Source organism: Salimicrobium album (genome assembly GCF_900107115.1).
GTDB classification, from domain to species: domain Bacteria; phylum Bacillota; class Bacilli; order Bacillales; family Halobacillaceae; genus Salimicrobium; species Salimicrobium album.
Genome location: NZ_FNOS01000004.1, coordinates 221,948 through 239,457 on the forward strand (window position 1 = coordinate 221,948; position 17,510 = coordinate 239,457).

Sequence of the window (17,510 nt, forward strand, 5' to 3'; positions counted from 1 at the left end):
AGTCATTTGTCCGTTCCAGGAGGTGCAACAATAAACTATGCAAACACTTACGGTTTCATTACTTATTATTGATACAATTGCTTTAATTACACTTGTGCTGTTGCAGTCCGGTAAGAGTGCCGGTCTGTCGGGAGCGATTTCCGGCGGAGCCGAGCAGGTTTTCGGTAAGCAGAAGGCAAGAGGAATAGATAAAGTTCTACACCGTGCCACTATCGTCACCGGTGTCCTGTTCTTCGTGCTGGCATTTATTTCCGGGTATCTTATAGGATAATGTTCGTAAGCCGCGCCTTGAGCGTGGCTTTTTCGTTTTTTATTGCGGCACGGTTTCCCCCGGGACGCGGGGGGAGCGTTTCAGATTGCTGGCAGCAAATGAATGTTTCTGTCAGCTGAATATGGGTAGTACATCAACAGCAAAGAAAAAGGGAGAGAGGAAGTTATGAAAATAAAACCGCCTGAGCCATTTACATTCGAAGGTGGAGGAGATCGTGCTGTGCTGCTGCTGCACGGCTTTACAGGTAATTCAACAGATGTACGCATGATGGGAAGGTTTCTCGAAAAGAACGGATATACGACTCATGCCCCTATATACCGGGGGCACGGCAAGGAACTGGAAGCACTGAGCGATGCGACTCCGGACCAGTGGTGGGAAGACGTACAGAACGGTCTTCAGCACCTGCGGGACCTGGGATATGAAAAGATAGCTGTGGCGGGTCTGTCCCTCGGTGGAGTTTTAGGATTGAAACTCGCATACTGCGAGAAGATTCAGGGTATTATACCGATGTGTGCCCCGATGTTTTTCGATAACGAAGAACAGCTTAAGCAGGGATTCAGGTTCAAAGCGAAACAATATAAACAACTCGAAGAAAAAGACGAAGCAACCATTAAGAAAGAAATGAATGAATTAGAAGAACAATCAAAGGACATGTTCACTCAATTAGGACAGTTCATCAACGAAGTACACGACCATGTGGACGAGATTTATACTCCCCTCTTTGTGGTCCAGGCTTCGAAGGATGAGATGATCAACACGGAGAGCGCTCCATATATCTATGAGACGGTGGAATCCGATCACAAAGATATCAAATGGTACGAAAACTCCGGTCACTTCATTACAGTGGATAAGGAAAAAGACGAACTTCAGCAGGACGTACTGGATTTTCTTAATTCATTGGACTGGTCATAAGCGAATAGAAGACATGTCCGAATAATGAATAGGAGGACTATTATGTCTGTAGAAAGAAAAAAAATACTTGATCATTTCAGAGAATCGGCTTCACGCCCTTTGTCTGTCAATGAACTGGAAGAAGAATTAGGTCTCACCGGAAGTGAAGACCTGAAAGAATTAATGAATGAACTGAATGCACTTGAGGAAGAAGGAGATCTCGTCCGTACGAGAAAGAACCGCTTCGGTCTTCCGGAGAAGATGAATCTTATTAAAGGCCGGATACAGATGAATGCGAAAGGATTCGCCTTTTTGCTTCCGGAGGAGGAAGATAAGGACGACGTCTATCTTCATCATTCCGACCTGAACAGTGCGATGAATAATGATAAGGTTCTCGTACGCGTCGAAAAACGGCGGGACGACGGGCAGCGCCCGGAAGGAACCGTCATAAGGATTCTTGAACGCGCCCAGGCGAGACTTGTCGGTACCTATGATGCGAACGGCAACTTCGGTTTCGTCATCGCTGATGATAAACGGGTACCGAACGATATCTTCATCCCGAAAGGAAAAGAGAATGGAGCGGCTGATGGACATAAAGTGATTGTCGAAATCACGAAATTCCCTGAAGGCCGCATGAGCGCCGAAGGGGAAATCACAGAGATTCTCGGACATAAAAACGATCCGGGAATCGACATCATTTCCATTATCCATAAGCACGGAATCCAGGTAGATTTTCCGGAAGAAGTGATTCAGCAGGCAACAGATACGCCGGATGAGATAAATGAATCAGAAATAGAAAATCGTCGCGACCTCCGTTCCGAGCAGATTGTGACCATCGACGGTGCCGATGCGAAAGACCTCGATGATGCCGTCCAGGTGAAGAAACTCGATAACGGTAACTATAAGCTCGGCGTCTACATTGCGGACGTTTCCTACTATGTCGATCAGGAATCGCCGATTGATAAGGAGGCAGCGGAGAGAGCTACGTCCGTCTACCTCGTCGATCGCGTCATTCCGATGATTCCGCACCGTCTGTCGAACGGTATCTGTTCCCTCAATCCTCAGGTGGATCGCCTGACGCTCTCCTGTGAAATGGAGATAAACGAGGACGGGGAAGTCGTGAACCATGAAATTTTCCAAAGTGTCATCAGAACGGACGAGCGGATGACGTATAAGGATGTAAACGGAATTCTCGCCGATGGCGACGAAGAACTGAAGAAGCGTTATGAACCATTAGTACCGATGTTCAAAGATATGGAAGACTTAGCGCAGATTCTTCGGGAAAAACGTTTCGACCGCGGTGCCATCGATTTTGATTTCAAAGAAGCGGGCGTCATCGTGGACGAAGAAGGAAAAGCAAAAGACGTACAGCTACGCGAGAGATCGGTCGGGGAGAAACTCATCGAAGAGTTTATGCTCGCGGCCAACGAAACGGTAGCCGAGCATTTCCACTGGCTTGATGTTCCGGCGATTTACCGTATCCACCAGGATCCGGATTCCGCTAAACTGCAGAACTTTTTCGAGTTCGTTGCAAACCTCGGATATTCGGTGAAAGGGACGTCCGATGATGTACACCCGCAGGCGCTTCAGAAAGTGCTTGAAGAAGTGAAAGGGACCCAGGAAGACCTCATCATTTCGAAACTGATGCTCCGTTCGATGCAGCAGGCGAAGTATGATCCTTCGAACGTCGGGCACTTCGGGCTGGCGACGAACTTTTACACACACTTCACATCACCGATCCGCCGGTACCCGGACCTGATCGTGCACCGTCTGATTCGTACGTATATCATTCAGAAAGATCTGAGCCAGGAAACGACGAAGTACTGGAAAGATCACATGCCTGAGATTGCCCGTCATTCTTCGGAGAAAGAACGTGCATCCGTCGACGCGGAACGTGAAACGGATGATCTGAAGAAAGCGGAGTATATGCAGGATAAAATCGATGAAGAGTATGAAGGAATCATCAGTTCCGTCACGAGCTTCGGTATGTTCGTGGAACTGCCTAATACGGTGGAAGGACTGGTACACGTCAGTACGCTGACGGATGACTACTACAACTTCATGGAGAAACAGTATGCCCTCATCGGTGAACGTACGGCGAATATGTACCGGATCGGGGACGAAGTGAAAGTGAAAGTCGTCAACGTCAATCTCGATGAAAAAGTCATCGACTTCGAAATCGTAGGTATGAAGCCGAAAAGTGATAAGAAGCAGCGCCGGGAACAGCCGAAACAGATCAAGGCCAGCGCCAAGAAGAAAAAGAAACAAAAAGGGAACAAGCCATTTTACAGAAATAAAGGAGTTCCTAAAAAGAAAAAGTAGGCACATGAAAAAAACACGCCGTTTTCCGCGGGCACGGTCTGGCGGGGGTCTGGTCAATTGGCCCCCCGGCTCGTGCTGTTTCCGCAGGAACCGTCGTGTTTTTCTTCTGCATTGCCAAAAAGAGTATCTGACTACTTTCTGTACAGCACCCATTCACCTTTTGATTCGACGGGATAAGGGAGAGGAGTGTCGCTGTACTGCTGATTGAACCAGGCACCGTAGTGTCCGGGATTGTTCTGTATCTCCTTCTTTACGAGATTCAGCACACCCCGGTCGCTTCCGGCATCAGCAAAGGGGTATATAACGTTGGTGTATGTTTCTCCTTTTACATCCTCCTTCATAAGAAGAAACCGCTGCTCATCGGGTGACAGAAACATACGGGCTTTCTGCAGCGGGAATTCCCGAAGCAGATTTCCGGAAAGCGGAAAAGGGTAGTAACATTCAAACGGAAATAAACGGTCGGATGGGTGGAGAGCGCGGACCCACCGCATTTTTTCGGAAACCGGGCTGATTTCCGACCATCCGTGTGCGGCTTCTGGAAGCTTCTCCAGTTCCGCTCTCGGCACTACGTTATATTGTAGGGGTTCGGAAGGGGTCATCCCTATTTTTTCAAGGACGCGCCGGGCGCGCAGGTTCTTCGTTTCCGTGTTCGCTCCGATCCAGCGGATAGCCGGATTATTTTCAAGTTCGGCGACGACGTGATGGAGAATTTCGGTTACGAACCCGCGGTCCCGGTACCTCCGGTCGCTGCGGAAACGCCCGAGCATTGCATAAGTCCCTTCCGCGAACAGGCTATAGCCCGCCGTCGAGACGAGCTTTCCCTGATAGAAAAGACCGTATAAAGTGTGAGAATCAGAGGTGACGAGACGGTCAAAAATACGGGCTATGTAATCATCCTTTATTCCGTTATCCATGGACATAAACATCGATTTATCGCTTTGGGTCAGCAGTTTCAGGGTTGAAGTCATTGTCTCTTCCTCCTTATCAGTTAATACTATCTCACATGCTTATTTGTGCTGTCTAATCAAATATCTTTTTCATTAGCACAGGGAATTTGATAGAATGAATACCAGAGAAAGAAGGAGTGGTCAGGATGCCAAGAGGAGATGGACGGGCGATTGCCCAGAACAAAAAAGCAAGGCACGATTATTTTATAGAGGAAACGTTCGAAGCGGGCATCGTCCTGCAGGGGACGGAAATCAAATCGATCCGTAACGGCCGGATCAACCTGAAAGACAGCTTCGCCCGCGTGAACAGACACGGAGAAATGTATATCCACAACATGCATATTTCTCCCTATGAACAAGGAAATATTTACAATCATGACCCCACACGGGCACGTAAACTGCTGCTGCACCGGAAAGAGATCGACAAACTGATCGGGCAGACACAGCAGAAAGGGTATTCGATTGTACCTTTGAAAGTCTACATTAAAAACGGGGTAGCCAAAGTTCTCATCGGTCTCGCCCGCGGTAAGAAAAAGTACGACAAGCGGGAAGCGCTGAAACAGAAACAGGTGAAACGGGAAATGGACCGGGCGATCAAGGACAGTTTGCAAAAGTAGTGAAATATGGTATAATAATTTAAGTAAATGCAGCAATTACTGTAACGGGGACGTTACGGATTCGACGGGGATAGTTCGAACTCGGGCTGCAGGTCGAGGCGACGACTCGACAACGTCATTTGCCTAAATATAACTGGCGAATCTGAAGACAACCTAGCTCTAGCAGCGTAAGCTGGCTTGAGCGATCCTTCCCGGCATCGCCTGTGTGCCGGTGCAAGGGTCTCAAACTGAAGCAGGCTACGCGTTTCTCCACCATCTGAGGAGAAACGAAGAGACTAATCAGATTAGCGTCTGCGATAAGCCGGTCGATAGGCTGAGCAGTTCGCGAATCAGAATATATCGACTAAGCTTGTAGATGCCCGAGTGCCGATATCTCCGGACGCGGGTTCGACTCCCGCCGTCTCCACCAATACATATTATTGGTGGTTTTTTATTGCAAAAATATTATTTGTTACCCGAAATATAATTATGTAAACTTAAATGCGGGACATCGGCAACAGAAGCGGGAATCGGAATGAATCACTCCCAGATACTCACCCGTCCCTGAATACGAAAAAGCCTGGAGGAAGGAACCTCCAGGCTTTTACTTTATTACTATTATTTATCTTCTCCGATGACTCTTACTTCCCGCTCGAGATCCACGCCGAAATTCTCCTTGACGGTCTTCTGCACGTGTTCGATCACGGCGATATAATCGGCTGTCGTCGCATTGTCTTTATTGACGATGAAGCCGGCATGCTTCGTGGACACTTCTGCACCGCCGATGTTCGTACCCTGAAGCTTGCTGTCCTGGATGAGTTTTCCGGCGAAATGTCCCGGCGGACGTTTGAATACGCTGCCGCAGGACGGGTATTCGAGCGGCTGTTTGGATTCCCGCCTGTAAGTGAGGTCATCCACGGTAGCTTTCACATCTTCGTATTTTGCCGGGGTCAAATCGAAAGTGGCTTCCACAACGATGTCCCCGTTCTCGGGAATATTGCTCGTACGGTAGTCGAAACCGAGCTCTTTGGCATTCCGTTTCACCAGTTCCCCGTGTTTATCCACGACGTAGGCGTAATCGAGCACATCCTTGATTTCCCCGCCGTAGGCACCTGCGTTCATATACAGGGCACCTCCGACCGTCCCCGGGATGCCGCAGGCGAACTCGAGACCCGACAGGCTCTCGTTCAGAGCGTGACGGGAGACGTCGATGATTCTTGCTCCGCTCTGGGCTACGACGGTCTCTCCTTCACTGCTGATATCGTTCAGATACTTCAGATTCATCACTAAGCCGCGGATTCCGCCGTCTTTGATGATCAGGTTCGATCCGTTTCCGAGCAGCGTGTGTTTGATGCCGGCGCGATTAGTGAACCTGACGACTTTCTGAACCTCTTCGAAGGTCGTCGGCATTACGAGGTAATCCGCCTTTCCGCCAAGCTGGGTATACAGGTGATTTTTCAATGGTTCGTCCATTTTTACATATTCGGATTTAACGATATTTATCAGTCCGTTGTAGATTTCGTTCTTTTCCATACAAGTACACTTCCTCATCGATAGTCTGGTCTTAAGCAAGTGTATAACAATCTGCCTTTTATGGAAAGAGAGAAAGTCCTTATTTTGTCGAACGGGATAACCAGAGGTATATGGGAAAGTTTCCTCTATTCAGAATATTCATTGCTAAAATACCTGTTTGCTAGTATCATCATGGTAAACTTATTTCTGAAAGGGTGCTGGACGATGGATGAAAGCAAAGATTTGCGGATAAGAAGTAAAGTAATCAGTGATGATGAGAATAGAGTGGCAAACCGGGCGATGCTTCGGGCCGTAGGGTTCGAAGACGAAGATTTCAAAAAACCGATGATCGGGATCGCCAGTACGTGGAGTGAAGTCACGCCGTGTAACGTACATATCGATGAACTGGCCCGGAAAGCGAAAAGTGGCGCCGGCGGTAACGGAGGCGCGCCGATGATTTTCAACACGATCACCGTATCGGACGGTATCTCCATGGGACACGAGGGAATGCATTATTCCCTGCCGAGCCGTGAAATTATCGCGGATTCCATTGAAACGGTGACGAACGCTGAGCGTCTGGACGGCGTAGTGGCCATCGGCGGGTGTGACAAGACGACACCCGGATGCCTGATTGCTCTCAGCCGCCTCAATCTTCCGTCGGTCTACATATACGGAGGCACGATACAGCCCGGGAAACTTGACGGGAAAGACATCGATCTCGTTTCTTCGTTCGAAGCGGTCGGTAAATATCAGAGTGGAGAAATCGATTCCGAGGAACTGCACCGCGTGGAATGTAACGCCTGCCCGGGAGCAGGAGCGTGCGGAGGCATGTATACGGCTAATACGATGGCGGCAGCCGTGGAAGCTCTCGGTATGAGCATTCCGGGCTCTTCCTCCACTCCTGCGATCAATGATTATAAAGAGGAAGAATGCCGTCAGGCAGGGGAACTCGTCGTAGAGCTGCTTAAAAAAGACATTTACCCTAAAGATATCATGACGAAAAAGGCGTTCGAGAACGCGATAACTGTAGTCATGGCACTCGGCGGTTCGACCAACGCGTTCCTTCATCTGACAGCGATGGCCCACGCAGCGGAGGTCGACATCTCTCTTGATGATTTCGAACGGATCCGCCGCAACGTACCTTTTCTTGCTGACATGAAGCCGAGCGGTACTTACGTAATGCAGGACCTTTACGAAGCCGGCGGGGTTCCGGCCGTAATGAAGCTTCTCCATGATAACGGCTACCTGCACGGGGACTGTCTGACGGTTACGGGACAGACACTGGCCGAGAATCTGGAAAATGTCGATCCTCTTAAGGACGGGCAGAAGGTGATCCGTCCTCTCGACAATCCGATCAAAGCCGAAGGTTCCCTCGTACTGATGAAAGGAAATCTTGCCCCGGACGGAGCGGTGGCGAAGATGTCAGGGCTGAAGGTCACGAACTTCGAAGGCACTGCCAAAGTGTATGACAGTGAAGCGGAAGCGACATCAGCGATTTCCGGAGGGGACGTGAAGGAAGGGGACGTTGTCGTTATAAGAAATGTCGGTCCTAAAGGCGGACCGGGCATGCCCGAAATGCTTTCCATTACAGCAATGCTCGTCGGCCAGGGGCTCGGCGGTAAAGTGGCACTGCTCACCGATGGCCGTTTCTCAGGAGGTAGTCACGGATTCGTTATCGGGCACATTTCTCCTGAAGCCTACGTCGGCGGTCCCATCGGTCTTCTCGAAAACGGGGACATTGTGAATATTGACAGTGATACGCAGGAAATCAACATGAAAGTCAGCGATGGGGAACAGGAAAAACGGAAGAGCCGCTGGAAGCGCCCGGAACCGAAATTCAGGCGCGGGGTGCTCGCCAAATATTCGAGGCTCGTGTCTTCCGCTTCCAAAGGAGCAGTTACAGACGATCCTGATGAATGAACCGGCTGATTCCGGAGAATAACTGAATGCCACACGCCGAAAACCGGACCCCTGAGGTCCGGTTTTTATGCTTTCCGGCCCCGATGATTCCGTTTTCGTTACCTTCAGAGATCGGGGACTCTGCTGAAGGTAACGAGAGAACCGTTTTCCTGACCATAGGGAGGAAACAGGAGCTATGAAGGTAATGATTAAGGCATAATCGTTACTTTCACCTTGAAATTCAGTGCGTGAAAGGAAGGAAAAGCGGGGGAACGCAGTGCTTCCTCTCATTCATTGCCTTCCTGAGCCCGATTTGAGCGCATCCGGAGAGAAGTTTTCACTTTTTTATATAATATGTTTAACGCTCTTTTATTTAGGAAACATAGAAATTAAACAAGTAATTAAGGAGTGAAGTGCTTTGGATTTGAAAAAAGAAATAAATAAACTGGAAAACGTACATTTAATGAAACCTGAGAAGGTATTTACTATGTATTTAAATACAGACCCGGCCGACCCGGATCAGCAGGGCGGCGAATGGAAGATTCACCTGAAAAACGGTTTGAATAACTTCGAACATTATCTTCAGGAAGACGGAGATTCTGATGAGAAGCGTAACTACTGGGCAGTGAAAGAAAAAGTTCAGAACTATATCGATGAAAACGAGCAGCACTTCGGTAAAAGCGTTGTAATCATCGCTTCCGCCGATGAAACAGTGTGGTTCGCAGAGCGATTCCAGATGCCTGTAGAAACAGCGTTTTACTGGGAAGAACAGCCGGTCGTTGATCAGCTGAAGGAAATGTACAAGCAATTCCCGAAAACAGGTATTATCCTTACACAGAAAGAAAACATTAAACTGATCGATGCAGAGCTTGCTCAGCTGAAAGACACGAAAGTTTATGAGCTTGATCTGAATACGGAAGACTGGAGACTTCACCAGGGCGGTCACGCATCCGGTGCCTCCACAGGAAGCGGCGGAGCGAAGCAGTCCAAGTCCGATCAGTACAACGAACGGTTCGAAGCCAACCGTTACCGCTGGTATAAGAGTATTGCTCCTAAACTGGACAAACAGGCGAAAGAGCACGGCTGGGAGCAGATTATCATGGTAGGCGACAAAGAAGAAGTCGATGACCTGCGTGATAACATGAACAAAGAAGTAGACAAAATCGTAAACAAAAACCTGCTTGATCATGAAGAGATGAAAGTGATCAACCAGATAGTATACGAAGAATAGAATAATACAAGTCATCCTGTGATCTTTTCGTAAGATCACAGGTTTTTTATGTGGACACCCGGCAGGTTTTGAGAAAGAAATTTGCAGGAGTATGTGGTAAAATAAGGGGCAATGTAATGATAGAGGAGAGTGGAAGAATGTATGTTGTCGATTCTAAAGTGACGGTTCCTGATCACAAGGCGGACGACCTGATTTCCATCTATCGGACCCGTTCCCGGCTGGTCGATGAGCAACCGGGATTTCTTTCGTTTCAGCTTCTGCAGAACGAACATCGACCTGGAGAGCTTACAGTACATATGGAATGGGAAAATAAACAGTCGTATCTGACCTGGGCCCGCAGTGAACAGTTCCGGAAGATCCACGAACTTGAAAAGAACTATCCGGATCAGGAGCTTCAGGGCTACGTTCCGAAAGTTTATAAATATGAGGTTGTTGCCACATGAAAAAGAAAGCGAAACAGTACATTACGGATAAAGTGACCGAGGAATTTTACAACAGATACCCCTGGCTCGAGGAGAAGTACGGAGAGAAAGGCAGGAAGCACACGAGAGAGGATAATGATCATCATCTGAACCACCTGGAGCTTGCCTATGAAAGGAAAGATGAGTCATTTTTCAGCGATTACACCGTCTGGCTCAATGACGTACTCGTCTCCCGGGGTGTCGGTACGAAGCTTATTATCGAGAATTATGAAATGATAGAGCAGTATCTTCAGGAAGTGGAAATGTACGGGGACGAACGTGATTATTACATCCGCCTGCTGGAATCGTCGATAGCACATTTGAAACGTATAACGGACACGGGGTGAATAACGAATGGAAGAGGTTTACAAACAATTGACCGGCTACCTGCTGGAAGGCGAAGAACAGGAAGCACTGCAGCTGGTACGGAAGTGGGTGGACGAACGTTCTTTACTGGAGGTGCATGAGGAAATCATAACACCGGCGATGTACTACGTAGGAGAACTGTGGCAGACGAACCGTATTTCGGTAGCGGATGAGCATCTGGCCACGGCGACCTGTGATTACATAATGACATTGATATCGCCGCGGAAAGGCGCCTCGAACGGAAAGAAGGCTATTTTTTTCAACGTGGAAGAAGAAGAGCACCATCTGGGTCTGAAAATGGCAGCGGACATCTTCCGCGAAGAAGGCTGGGAGTCCAGGTTCCTCGGGACAGGTGTACCTGACGATCACGTTCTGCAGCAGATAGAAAAATTCCGCCCGGATGTCATATGCATTTCTGCCGCTCTTTCCTATAGAGTGCCCGAGATGCACAACATAATCGATATTCTGAAAAAGCGCATGCCCGATTCCGTCATACTTATCGGTGGCCGTATTGTTAAGAATCACGGTATGAGTGAATGGAATGTGAAACGCGTGCACACAATGAGTTCCCTGACCGCCGTAAGAGAATGGCTGCAGAACGGGAAGGAGGGACGCAGGCAATGAAACGGGTGGAAGCTACTTTCCCGCTCCCTTATTATGAGATAGACGCAGCCTGGAATATAATCGCTTATTCACAGGAAGCGGAAGGGCTGTTCGGTCTGCCGGATAATCTCACCAAAATAGTCGATGAAGGAACGTATGATAAGGCACGGGAGTGGGTTAATTTTCATCGCAGGAAAACGGTTATTGAAATGAACGTCATCAAAGAGAACAGCGACGTAATTTTAGCGGATGTTTATATTACGTGGACGGACGAAGAGAAAGCAGAACTTCTTCTGATACCGAAAGATTCGCAGGTGGACAAAGTGGCTGCGAGTCTCAAAACGCTGCAGAGTGAGCTGTTAAAGACGAAAACAGAACTGATTGAAGAAAAGGAGCGGGCGGAGCAGGTGATTGAACAGAACAATAAACTTTCAGCCCCCTTCATTTCATTAAATAAGGAAACGGCTCTCGTGCCGTTATTCGGCGATTTGAGTTACGATAAAATAATGAGCGTCGAACATAATCTTCTCGAGGCCGTGCGTGAAAGTGAAGCGGAGGAACTTCTGTTTGATTTCACGGCAGTCGGCAATATCGAAAGAGAAGGTTTCAATTACCTGGCTTCCGTATTAAAAGCCCTCAGTCATATGGGGGTCGAACTTTTCGTCATCGGGCTTAAACCCGGACACGTGCCGAATATTTTCAAATGGTCCCTCCCGGAAGGCGTCCGGTTCAGGCAGTCACTGGAACAGGTGATTTCCTATAAGAGATCCCGCCGGGAAGCAGAAAAAGATAAGCAGAAGGAGACGTAACCGCTCTTCTTTTGCTTTTTCTCTACGGAATAGGATAATTGTGGAAATTGATAAATAATGATTGCGAAAAGTCTGAAAGTAATTTATAGTAAAAGAAGAAAACGTATCCTATTTTTTTGAACTAAAAATGAATGAGTATTCATTCAAAGAACGCAAGGGGGATTTGTAATGACTCGAAAAATCAGGCGTGCCGCAGTTCTCGGTTCCGGAGTGATGGGAGCGGGAATAGCCGCACATTTGGCTAACGTCGGTATACCGGTGCTTATGCTCGATATCGCACCGAAAGATGTAACGGATAAAGAAAAGAAACAGGGTCTTACTATGGAAGACAGACAGGTAAGAAACCGGGTAGCGATGTCCGGGAAGGAAGGGCTCAAAAAGCAGAAGCCCGCACCACTAACATCAAAAGAGAATCTCCACCTTATAGAAGCAGGTAACATGACGGATGATATGGACAAACTCTCGGAAGTGGACTGGATCATCGAAGTGGTTGTTGAGAACCTCGATATAAAGAAATCCGTATTCCGGGAAGTGGATAAATACAGAAAAGCAGGTTCCATCGTAAGTTCCAATACGTCCGGAATCTCCATTGAAGCTATGTCCGAAGACTGCAGCGAGGATATGAAGAAACACTTCCTCGGCACTCACTTTTTCAATCCGCCCCGCTATCTGAAACTGCTCGAGGTGATTCCGACTTCGAGCACGGATAAGGACGTCCTTGAATTCATGAAGAAGTTCGGGGAGGATACACTAGGAAAAGGGGTCGTAGAGGCGAAAGATACTCCGAATTTTATCGCCAACCGCATCGGAACATACGGCCTGTTAGTGACGGTAAGAGAGATGCTGGAGCAGAACCTGAGCGTCGGAGAAGTGGATTCCGTGACCGGACCGATGATCGGGCGGCCGAAAAGCGCTACATTCCGGACGCTTGACGTTGTAGGGCTCGATACATTCATCCACGTGGCAAATAACGTCCACGATCAGGTCAAGGGTCAGGAGAAAGAGGTTTTCAAAGTACCGGAATTTATGCAGGACATGAATGAAAAGGGATGGATCGGTCAAAAAGCCGGCCAGGGATTCTTTCTGAAGAAGAAGAGCAAAGAAGGCTCCGAAATCCTTCAGCTGAACCCGGAGACGATGGAGTATGAAAAACGCGGGAAGCTGAAAACGAAAGCTGTCGAAGCTGCGGGACAGGAAAAGGGACCGAAACGGAAACTGGCCTCTCTCGTCAAAGCTAAAGGAGATCAGGCGGGAGATTTTGTCTGGTCTATCGTAAAACCCGTCCTCCTCTACTCCGCAGAACTTACAGGAGAAATTGCGGATGATATCGTCTCCATCGACGAAGCGATGCGCTGGGGATTCGGCTGGGACCTCGGTCCGTTTGAGATGTGGGATGCCATCGGGGTACAAAAGTCCGTGGAACGGATGAAGGAAGAAGGAGAAACCGTTCCCGAGTGGATAGACGACATGCTGAAGAACGGAAATGAATCTTTTTATAAAAAAAGAAAATGGAAACGTTTACTATTATCATAAAGGTGATTATAAGCAACAGGGATTCAACGCCAAAGATATTAATCTGCGCCTGCTGAAGGAAACGAAGGAAGTACTTGCGAAAAATGCCGGAGCGAGCGTCATCGATCTCGGAGACGGAGTCGCCGGACTTGAATTCCACTCCCAAAGCAATGCCATCGGTATGGACGTCATCCAGATGATCAATAAAGCGGTCGATATCGTCGATGAGGACTTCGAAGGACTCGTCATCGGAAACCAGGGAAATAATTTCTGCGTCGGTGCGAACCTCGGCATGATGCTTATGGAAGCACAGGACCAGAACTTCTTCGAAATCGAACTCGTCGTCAAACAGTTCCAGCAGGCGATGATGCGCATCAAGTACTCCGACAAGCCTGTCGTTGCCGCTCCATTCGGAATGGCGCTCGGCGGAGGAGCGGAAGTATGCCTGCCGGCTGCTGCGATCCAGGCTTCGAGTGAGACGTATATGGGACTCGTGGAACCGGGTGTCGGACTCATCCCGGGCGGAGGCGGAAACAAAGAACTTTATCTGAAGCATCTGAACAATATGCCGGAAAGTGTAGACTTTGACCTTCAAAAGGTTTCCAATAGCGTATTCCAGAAAATCGCTACCGCTAAAACGTCGACTTCCGCCGAGGAAGCACGTCAAAACGGATTCCTCGATCAGATGGATGCGATCTCTTTCAATCAGGACCACCTGCTTCACGATGCGAAGCAGAAAGTACTCGGGCTTGCCCGGGCCGGATACCAGGCACCGAAACGTAAACCTGTTCCGGTAACCGGGGAATCAGGGTTTGCGACGATGCTTCTTGGTGCGAAAGAAATGCACTACGGCGGCTTCGCTTCGGATCACGATCTGAAAATCGCGGAAAAACTTGCATTCGTATTGGCCGGAGGACGTGTGAAGGAAGGATCGAAAGTGGATGAGCAGTATCTTCTGGATCTCGAAAGGGAAGCTTTCCTCAGTCTGATCGGTGAAGCGAAAACACAGCAGAGAATGCAGCACATGTTACTTAAAGGGAAACCACTTCGTAACTAAAGGGGGAGAAAGTTGTGAGAGAAGCAGTAATTGTGGCCGGTGCACGTACGCCGGTCGGTAAAGCGAAGAAAGGCACGCTTGCAAGCAGTCGCCCGGACGATCTTGCGGCGCTGACAATCAGGGAAACGCTAAGAAGAGCAAATAACTACGACGGTCCTATTGATGATGTCATCATCGGGTGCGCGATGCCTGAGGCCGAGCAGGGGATGAATATGGCACGGAGTATCGGGGCTCTTGCGGGTCTGCACCACTCCGTTCCGGCGATTACAATCAACCGATACTGTTCATCCGGACTTCAGAGTATAGCCAATGCCGCCGAGAAGATTATGCTCGGACATTCGGAAGCTGCGATTGCCGGAGGCGCGGAATCGATGAGTCTGATCCCTATGGGAGGACACGTCATCAAGCCGAACGTGGAGCTTGTGGAGAACGCTCCTGAGTACTATATGTCGATGGGACACACGGCAGAGGAAGTGGCGAACCGCTTCAACATCTCCCGGGAAGATCAGGATGCTTTTGCGGCCAGAAGTCACGAGAGAGCGGCTAAAGCTCTGGAAGAAGGGAAGTTCGACGAGGAAATCGTTCCTGTCGAAGTGACCGAAAATGTCCCGGGGCCGGATAACACGACCAGGAAAGTGACGCGTACGCTCGAGCGGGATGAAGGGGTACGTCACGGTACGACGACAGAAACACTTGCCAAACTGAAGCCTGCTTTCCACGTAAAGGGATCGGTTACAGCAGGAAATTCGTCCCAGATGAGCGACGGAGCAGCTTCGGTGCTCGTCATGGACCGGGAGAAAGCCGAGAAGGAAGGCCTGCAGCCGCTCGCCAAGTTCCACTCTTTCGCAGTGGCCGGTGTGGAACCGGAGATTATGGGAGTAGGACCGATTGAAGCGGTGCCGAAAGCTTTGAAAATGGCAGGCCTTTCCCTGGAAGACATCGGTCTGTTCGAACTGAACGAAGCCTTTGCTTCCCAGTCACTTCGGGTCATCCGTGAACTCGGACTTGATGAGGAGAAAGTGAACGTGAATGGAGGAGCGATCGCTCTTGGACACCCGCTCGGCTGTACAGGAACGAAGCTGACGCTGTCACTTATTCATGAGATGAAACGCCGCAACGAAAAATACGGCGTTGTAACGATGTGTATCGGCGGCGGAATGGGCGCTGCCGGAGTATTCGAACTATTATCCTGAGGAGGAATAAATATGAGTGATGTTAAAGATATGATCAAAGGCGGAAGTTTTCTGGTGGAAGATGTGGAAGCGGAAGATATCATCACCCCGGAAGATTTTACCGAAGAACATAAAATGATTGCCAAAACGACGGAAGACTTCATCACGGGAGACGTTCTTCCGAAAGTGGATAAAATCGAGAACCACGAATTCGAACACTCCCTCGAGCTTATGAAGAAAGCGGGAGAACTCGGATTGCTCGGTGCGGACGTACCGGAAGAGTATGGCGGGGTACAGCTGGACAAGATCAGTTCTTCCCTTATTACGGAGAAATTTGCCCGCGCCGGTGGTTTCTCTTTGACCCACGGAGCACACGTCGGAATCGGTTCTCTGCCGATCGTCTTCTTCGGAAACAGTGATCAGAAGAAGAAATATCTGCCGAAACTGGCGACAGGTGAACTGCTGGCTGCGTATGCCCTGACTGAACCGGGTTCAGGGTCTGATGCCCGGGGAGCCAAAACGACAGCCAAACTGAATGAGGCCGGTACTCACTACGTACTGAACGGAGAGAAGCAGTGGATTACGAACTCCGCGTTCGCGGACGTATTCATCGTCTACGCAAAAATTGACGGAGAGAAATTCACGGCTTTCATCGTAGAAAGAGAGCACCCGGGCGTATCCACTGGTCCTGAGGAGAAGAAGATGGGGATCAAAGGGTCCTCCACCCGTACCCTTATCCTTGAAGACGCCGAAGTGCCTGTCGAGAACGTTCTCGGTGAAATCGGCAGAGGGCACATCATCGCTTTCAATATCCTGAACGTCGGCCGTTACAAGCTGGCGATCGGAAGTGTCGGAAGTGCGAAGAGAGCCATCGAACTTTCCGTCAACTACGCTCAGGAACGGAAACAGTTCGATACTCCGATTATGAGCTTCCCGCTTATCAAGGAAAAAGTGGCGTCCGTCGCAGCGAACACGTACGCGAACGAAAGCGCCGTCTACCGTACCGTCGGGCTGTTTGAACAAAGTATGGGACGGCTTTCCGAGGAAGAACTGAATGACGGAAAAGCTGTCGCCAACGTCATCGCCGAGTACGCCATCGAATGTTCTCTTACGAAGGTGTTCGGTTCGGAACTGCTTGACTTCGCAGTGGACGAAGCGGTACAGATCCACGGCGGATACGGTTTCATGCAGGAATACGAAGTGGAACGTATGTACCGGGATTCCCGTATCAACCGTATTTTCGAAGGAACGAACGAAATCAACCGTATGATCGTTCCCGGCAACCTCGTCAAAAAAGCGATGAAAGGCGAACTGCCGATTTTTGAAAAAGCTAAGAAACTTCAGGAAGAAATCATGACGATGATGCCTGAAGAACCGGGAGACGCTCCGCTTGAACAGGAATTCTACCTGCTGAAGAATGCGAAGAAGATCGCTCTGCTGGCTTCCGGACTTGCTGCTCAGAAATATGGAGAGAAACTGGATCAGGAACAGGAAGTACTTGTGAACCTGGCAGACATTACGGGTGAAATTTTCAATATGGAATCTGCCATTCTCCGTACGAAGAAAGCTGTCGACAAAGACGGAGCCGAAAAACACAGCCAGAAACTTCTATATACGGAAGTGTACGTTCAGGAAGCGTTCAATCGTATCGAAGCGCACGCGAAAGAAACACTTATCGCAGCGGAAGAGGGCGACGATCTCCGCATGATGCTCGGAGCTCTCCGGAAGCTGACGCGTCATAACCCGGTGAATGTTATCAAGAAAAAACGTGAAATTTCCGTCGGTCTTGAAAAAGCCGGAAAATACTTCGTGTAATTTCGAAAAAGGCTGTCCTCTGCCGGGGGACAGCCTTTTGTTTTTC

Annotated in this window: 14 protein-coding genes, 1 other RNA gene and 1 pseudogene; 14 read left to right on the plus strand and 2 right to left on the minus strand. The window is 49.1% G+C overall.

What is annotated here, in order from left to right; translation table 11 throughout:
• Nucleotides 1-37: 37 nt before the first annotated feature.
• The 3 genes from secG (at nucleotide 38) to rnr (ending at nucleotide 3,484) form a co-directional block, all read left to right on the plus strand.
• Complete coding sequence (gene secG, locus BLU03_RS09070) at nucleotides 38-271, plus strand: preprotein translocase subunit SecG (protein WP_008587158.1); 234 nt, start codon at nucleotides 38-40, stop codon at nucleotides 269-271.
• A gap of 165 nt (nucleotides 272-436) precedes the next feature.
• A complete protein-coding gene (locus BLU03_RS09075; RefSeq protein WP_076570933.1) occupies nucleotides 437-1,183 on the plus strand; it encodes an alpha/beta hydrolase in 747 nt (248 codons plus the stop codon).
• Between the two features lie 42 nt (nucleotides 1,184-1,225).
• On the plus strand, nucleotides 1,226-3,484 hold the full coding sequence (gene rnr / locus BLU03_RS09080; protein WP_008587162.1) for a ribonuclease R: 2,259 nt from the start codon (nucleotides 1,226-1,228) through the stop codon (nucleotides 3,482-3,484).
• Between the two features lie 131 nt (nucleotides 3,485-3,615).
• Here rnr and BLU03_RS09085 read toward each other — a convergent pair whose 3' ends face one another.
• Nucleotides 3,616-4,452, minus strand: coding sequence for a GNAT family N-acetyltransferase (locus BLU03_RS09085; protein WP_008587164.1), 837 nt, complete (start codon nucleotides 4,450-4,452; stop codon nucleotides 3,616-3,618).
• 125 nt (nucleotides 4,453-4,577) lie between these two features.
• Here BLU03_RS09085 and smpB point away from each other — a divergent pair, with 125 nt between their 5' ends.
• Entirely contained in the window at nucleotides 4,578-5,048 is a 471-nt protein-coding gene (gene smpB, locus BLU03_RS09090) for an SsrA-binding protein SmpB (RefSeq protein WP_008587166.1), read from the plus strand.
• 46 nt (nucleotides 5,049-5,094) lie between these two features.
• Nucleotides 5,095-5,457: a transfer-messenger RNA gene (gene ssrA / locus BLU03_RS09095) on the plus strand.
• 188 nt (nucleotides 5,458-5,645) lie between these two features.
• Here ssrA and murB read toward each other — a convergent pair.
• Nucleotides 5,646-6,560 (minus strand): UDP-N-acetylmuramate dehydrogenase, encoded by a 915-nt coding sequence (gene murB, locus BLU03_RS09100; RefSeq protein ID WP_093107323.1) that lies wholly within the window; start codon nucleotides 6,558-6,560, stop codon nucleotides 5,646-5,648.
• A gap of 204 nt (nucleotides 6,561-6,764) precedes the next feature.
• Here murB and ilvD point away from each other — a divergent pair, with 204 nt between their 5' ends.
• The 9 genes and pseudogenes from ilvD (at nucleotide 6,765) to BLU03_RS09145 (ending at nucleotide 17,464) form a co-directional block, all read left to right on the plus strand.
• Nucleotides 6,765-8,459 carry a dihydroxy-acid dehydratase gene (gene ilvD, locus BLU03_RS09105; protein ID WP_093107325.1) on the plus strand — a complete coding sequence of 565 codons (1,695 nt, stop codon included), beginning with the start codon at nucleotides 6,765-6,767 and terminating at the stop codon, nucleotides 8,457-8,459.
• Between the two features lie 397 nt (nucleotides 8,460-8,856).
• Nucleotides 8,857-9,669, plus strand: a complete 813-nt coding sequence (locus tag BLU03_RS09110) for a VLRF1 family aeRF1-type release factor (RefSeq protein WP_093107327.1) — start codon at nucleotides 8,857-8,859, stop codon at nucleotides 9,667-9,669.
• Nucleotides 9,670-9,806: 137 nt separating this feature from the next.
• A complete protein-coding gene (locus tag BLU03_RS09115) occupies nucleotides 9,807-10,112 on the plus strand; it encodes an antibiotic biosynthesis monooxygenase family protein (protein WP_076570940.1) in 306 nt (101 codons plus the stop codon).
• Nucleotides 10,109-10,477 (plus strand): hypothetical protein, encoded by a 369-nt coding sequence (locus tag BLU03_RS09120; RefSeq protein WP_076570942.1) that lies wholly within the window; start codon nucleotides 10,109-10,111, stop codon nucleotides 10,475-10,477. Before BLU03_RS09115 ends, BLU03_RS09120 begins: the two co-directional genes overlap by 4 nt.
• A 7-nt stretch (nucleotides 10,478-10,484) precedes the next feature.
• Complete coding sequence (locus tag BLU03_RS09125; protein ID WP_076570944.1) at nucleotides 10,485-11,120, plus strand: cobalamin B12-binding domain-containing protein; 636 nt, start codon at nucleotides 10,485-10,487, stop codon at nucleotides 11,118-11,120.
• Nucleotides 11,117-11,908 (plus strand): STAS domain-containing protein, encoded by a 792-nt coding sequence (locus tag BLU03_RS09130; protein ID WP_076570946.1) that lies wholly within the window; start codon nucleotides 11,117-11,119, stop codon nucleotides 11,906-11,908. The genes BLU03_RS09125 and BLU03_RS09130 overlap by 4 nt, the downstream gene beginning before the upstream one ends.
• 168 nt (nucleotides 11,909-12,076) lie before the next feature.
• Nucleotides 12,077-14,477, plus strand: a pseudogene (locus BLU03_RS09135) (3-hydroxyacyl-CoA dehydrogenase NAD-binding domain-containing protein).
• A gap of 14 nt (nucleotides 14,478-14,491) precedes the next feature.
• A complete protein-coding gene (locus BLU03_RS09140) occupies nucleotides 14,492-15,670 on the plus strand; it encodes an acetyl-CoA C-acetyltransferase (protein WP_008587186.1) in 1,179 nt (392 codons plus the stop codon).
• Nucleotides 15,671-15,682: 12 nt separating this feature from the next.
• Entirely contained in the window at nucleotides 15,683-17,464 is a 1,782-nt protein-coding gene (locus BLU03_RS09145; protein ID WP_008587188.1) for an acyl-CoA dehydrogenase family protein, read from the plus strand.
• Nucleotides 17,465-17,510 lie beyond the last annotated feature (46 nt).